This window comes from Brevibacterium sp. LAARM3_SD1 (assembly GCF_057364765.1).
Genome location: NZ_JBNFOL010000064.1, coordinates 1 through 4,886, shown reverse-complemented (window position 1 = coordinate 4,886; position 4,886 = coordinate 1). Strand labels below are relative to the sequence as shown.

The 4,886-nt window shown below is 63.6% G+C and carries 4 protein-coding genes; all 4 read left to right on the top strand.

Annotated features, from left to right (window positions below; all coding sequences use genetic code 11):
• Nucleotides 1–144 precede the first annotated feature (144 nt).
• Nucleotides 145–1,422 carry a helix-turn-helix domain-containing protein gene (locus AC2W7L_RS18400; protein ID WP_486005619.1) on the top strand — a complete coding sequence of 426 codons (1,278 nt, stop codon included), beginning with the start codon at nt 145–147 and terminating at the stop codon, nt 1,420–1,422.
• Nucleotides 1,423–1,567: 145 nt separating this feature from the next.
• Complete coding sequence (gene exaC / locus AC2W7L_RS18395; protein ID WP_486005618.1) at nt 1,568–3,091, top strand: acetaldehyde dehydrogenase ExaC; 1,524 nt, start codon at nt 1,568–1,570, stop codon at nt 3,089–3,091.
• Between the two features lie 127 nt (nt 3,092–3,218).
• Nucleotides 3,219–4,238, top strand: a complete 1,020-nt coding sequence (gene adhP / locus AC2W7L_RS18390; protein WP_169251710.1) for an alcohol dehydrogenase AdhP — start codon at nt 3,219–3,221, stop codon at nt 4,236–4,238.
• A 349-nt stretch (nt 4,239–4,587) separates the two neighbouring features.
• On the top strand, nt 4,588–4,886 hold a 299-nt coding region (gene rplJ, locus AC2W7L_RS18385; RefSeq protein WP_486005617.1), incomplete at its 3' end, for a 50S ribosomal protein L10.

Below are 4,886 nucleotides of genomic sequence, written 5' to 3'. Positions count from 1 at the left end.
CCAGCAACCTCGCGCGAGGTAGCTGGGCCGCCGTCAGGTAGTTCTGGGAGCGGACGGGGCCTTGTTCACAGGCAGGTTCGCGATTAGATTATGAGCAGTTGAAACACTCTTCCGACACCCGCCGATGGAGGTGGACCGTCCGCCATGGATTCGACGCTGCTGCTCGAAGACACCTATCAGAGCGCCGTTCGACGCGCACATGAGCGTCTGGCAGGACCGTCGGAGACGAGCCTCCACCTGCCGTCGTCAGGGCCCGGGGTGCGGACCTCGGTCCTGGAATCATGGGACCGGTCTCTGGCCCGGCTGCGCGACCCCGACAGCGTGCAGGTCCAGGTCGCATTCGAAACCGATCGTCTCGCCGAGGTGCGCCGGCGACATCCTTTCCACGCGATCATGCCGCTGCTGCGGTCCCATCTCATCGAACCCGCCAAAGACGCCGGACTGCTGGCCGCCCTCGGCGACGAACAGGGGCGACTGCTGTGGGTTGAGGGCGAGCGGGGCGTGCGCAACCGCGCCGAAGCCATGGGATTCGTCTCCGGTTCGGACTGGTCCGAGGAGGTCATGGGCACCTCCGCCCCGGCCCTGGCCCTGCGATCGGGCCGGCCCGTGCAGGTCAGCCGCGCCGAGCATTTCGCCCCCGACGTCCATTCCTGGAGCTGCAGTGCCGTCCCCGTCACCCACCCGCTGACCGGGCAGGTTATCGGCATCATCGATGTCACCGGGGGAGACGACGCCGTGTCCTCCATCGTGCTGCCGCTGCTGTCGTCGACGGCGAAGGCCGCCGGGGCTCAGCTGTCCCAGCTCTTCACGCCGCAGCAGATGCACACCGGCACCGAGGCGGCCGGGACCAGGCTGACAGTGCTCGGTCCCAGCCCCGCTTTGGAGAACCCCGATGGAACGCGGATTCGCCTGAGCCGTCGGCACGCCGAGATCCTGTTGCTGCTGCACAGGCATCCCGACGGCATCAGCGGTGCCGGACTGGTGGAGCGGCTGTGGTCGGTCGGCGGCAGCGAAGTCACGGTCCGGGCGGAGATCAATCGTCTGCGCAGAACGATCGGCAGCCTCGGCGATCTGCGCATCGACCCCCGCCCCTATCGGTTGCGCGGGGACGTCGATTCGGATCTGGAGCTCACCGTGCAGGCTCTGGCCAGCGGTGACACGGATTCGGCCCTCGAGCAGTTCAGGGGGACCGTCCTGCCGGATTCCGAAGCGCCGGGAGTCCGCGAGATCGCGGCGGAGGTCGATGCGCTTATGCGCGAGACCCTTCTCCAGGACGGAACCTGGCAGCAGCTGTGGCGGTTCGCGAACCTGCCGGACTTCCGCGACGACGTCGAAGTCCTCATGACAGTGCTGCGTCTGGCACCGCCCGAGGCCGCCGAACGCAACGCCGCGGTCGTGCGCCTGGAGGCGCTGGGCCTCTGAACTCGGCGAACCGATTGCGGTTCGGTGTGCAGGACGGGGCGGCCGCCTCGGCGATGTGATGCAACCCACATGCAACGTTGCGCTCGGTAGCGTCGTGGTCACACGGAGACAATCCGGTGGAATCAGACGCATCAAAGGAGTTGCAATGACTGTCTACGCACAGCCTGGTCAGGACGGGTCGCTCGTCACCTTCAAGTCCCGGTATGAGAACTTCATCGGCGGTCAGTGGGTGCCGCCGGTCAAGGGCAACTATTTCGAGAACCCCAGCCCCGTCACCGGCAAGACCTTCACCGAGGTCCCGGCCAGCACCGCTGAGGACATCGAACTCGCTCTCGACGCCGCGCACAAGGCGGCTCCGGCCTGGGGCAAGACCTCGGTCGCCGAACGGGCCAACATCCTTAATCGGATCGCCGACCGCATCGAGGAGAACCTCGAGATGATTGCGGTGGCCGAGACCTGGGACAACGGAAAAGCCGTCCGTGAGTGCCTCAACGCCGACATTCCCCTGGCCATCGATCACTTCCGCTACTTCGCCGGAGCAATCCGGGCACAGGAAGGCGGACTCTCACAGATCGATGACGATACGGTGGCCTATCATTTCCATGAGCCGCTCGGCGTGGTCGGTCAGATCATTCCCTGGAACTTCCCGATCCTCATGGGCGTGTGGAAGATCGCGCCGGCGCTGGCCGCAGGCAATGCCATCGTCCTCAAGCCTGCCGAGCAGACTCCGGCCTCGATCCTGGTCCTGATGGAACTCATTGCCGACCTGCTTCCCGAGGGAGTCCTCAACATCGTCAACGGCTTCGGGCTCGAAGCAGGCAAGCCCCTGGCATCGAACAAGCGGATCTCGAAGATCGCATTCACCGGAGAGACGACGACGGGCCGCCTGATCATGCAGTACGCCTCGCAGAACATCATCCCGGTCACGCTCGAGCTCGGCGGCAAGTCCCCGAACATCTTCTTCGATGACGTCAATGCCTCGGATGACGCCTACTGGGACAAGGCCCAAGAGGGCTTCACCATGTTCGCCCTCAACCAGGGCGAGGTCTGCACCTGCCCGTCGCGCGCACTGGTCCAGGAATCGATCGCCGATCCCTTCCTCGAGGCGGTTGCAGAACGGACGAAGAGGATCGTGCAGGGCAACCCGCTGGACACCGACACCATGATGGGCGCGCAGGCCTCCAACGACCAGTTCGAGAAGATCATGTCCTATCTCGACATCGGAAGGCAGGAGGGCGCCGAGGTGCTCACCGGCGGAGCCCGGGCCGACCTCGGCGGGGACCTGTCCGGCGGCTACTACGTGCAGCCGACCATCTTCCGGGGCAACAACAAGATGCGGATCTTCCAGGAGGAGATCTTCGGCCCGGTCGTTTCGGTGGCCACCTTCAGTGACTACGACGACGCCATCGCCACGGCGAACGACACTCTCTACGGACTGGGCGCCGGCGTCTGGTCGCGCAACGGCAACACCGCCTACCGCGCAGGCCGGGACATCCAGGCTGGTCGTGTGTGGGTCAACAACTACCACGCCTACCCGGCACACGCGGCCTTCGGCGGGTACAAGGCCTCAGGCATCGGACGTGAGAACCATCTGATGATGCTCGACCACTACCAGCAGACGAAGAACCTGCTCGTCAGCTACTCGGAGAACGCCCAAGGCTTCTTCTGATCCCTATTGCTACCCGACGGCGGCGCAGCAACCTGGCGCCACGGTGCTGGGGCGCCGTCGGGTAGTTCCACCACAGACTCAAGCCCCGTTTGCCAAATGAATCCTCATCATCACAAAGGAGCGAATGATGTCCGAAATGAAAGCAGCAGTCGTAGAAGGCTTCGGCCAGGAACTGGTCGTCGGTGACAACCCGATTCCCGAGCCCGGTCCCGGCCAGGCATTGGTCAAGCTCATCGCCTCAGGCGTCTGCCACACCGACCTCCATGCCGCACATGGCGATTGGCCGGTCAAGCCGAAGGTTCCACTCATTCCCGGTCACGAAGGTGTCGGCATCGTCGAAAAAGTCGGCGAAGGCGTCACCGATGTCGAGGTCGGCCAGATGATCGGCAACGCCTGGCTGTGGTCAGCCTGCGGAACCTGCGAACACTGCCGTCAGGGATGGGAGACGCTCTGCGAATCTCAGGTCAACGGCGGCTACGGCATCGACGGATCCTTCGGCGAGTACATGCTCGTCGACACGAAGTTCGCCGCGACCATTCCCGATGGTGCCGATCCGTATGAGATCGCCCCTGTCCTGTGTGCCGGAGTCACCGTGTACAAGGGACTCAAGCGCACCGAGGTCAAACCCGGACAATGGGTCGTCATCTCCGGCATCGGCGGACTCGGACACATCGCCGTCCAGTACGCCGTGGCCATGGGTATGCGCGTCGTCGCAGTCGACGTCGCCGACGACAAACTAGCGCTGGCGAAGAAGCACGGAGCCGAAATCACCGTCAATGCCTTCGCCGAGGATCCTGCTGAGATCATCCAAGAGAAGGTCGGGGGGTCCCACGGAGTCCTCGTCACCGCGGTCCATCCCGCTGCGTTCGGTCAGGCGATCGGAATGACCCGCCGAGGCGGCACCATCGTCTTCAACGGTCTGCCGCCCGGAGACTTCCCTGCACCGATCTTCGACATCGTGCTCAAGGGTCTGACGATTCGCGGATCGATCGTCGGCACGCGCCAGGACATGGTCGAAGCTCTCGAGTTCTACGCCGCCGGAAAGATCCATCCGACGTTCACGAAGCGGCCGTTGGGTGACATCAATGCGATCTTCGACGAGATGATCCACGGCAAGATCGACGGACGAGTCGTCATCGAATACTGACCAGTCAGCGCCCAGAGCTACGTGACGGCGCCCCAGCAACCTCGCGCCAGGTTGCTGGGGCGCGTCAGGTAGTGTGAGGGGTATCTCTGGGGGCGATTGGACTTGTCGGGAGAGTCTTCGCTAGACTGAAAACACCCAAGACCGTCGGTCTCTGTGGAACCATCAGGATTCGCCATCGAATCTCGGTGCCCGCAGACGAAGACTCCCAGAGAGTGACCCGCGCAGGTGAGCTCGAGATACTTAGCGTTTGATTCCACATGGAATCTTGCGTCCAAGCGTTTCACGCCTTCCTGCGTGGAGCGCTTTTTCTGTTGTCGGGACAGGCCGGACGACTTATGAAAGGAACACCATGGCGAGGCCAGACAAGGCAGCCGCAGTTGAGGAGCTCAAACAGCAGTTTGAGAACTCCGACGCTGTGTTGCTGACCGAGTACCGCGGTCTCACCGTCGCGCAGATGAAAGAACTGCGCGTCTCTCTCGGTGAGAACGTCAGCTACGCCGTGGTAAAGAACACGCTGACCAAGATTGCAGCCAAGGAAGCCGGGATCACCGGTCTCGATGAGCACCTCAATGGGCCCACCGCGATCGCGTTCGTCACCGGCGAACCCCTGGCGACCTGCCGAAGGCACACAAGGGGCATAGAGGATAG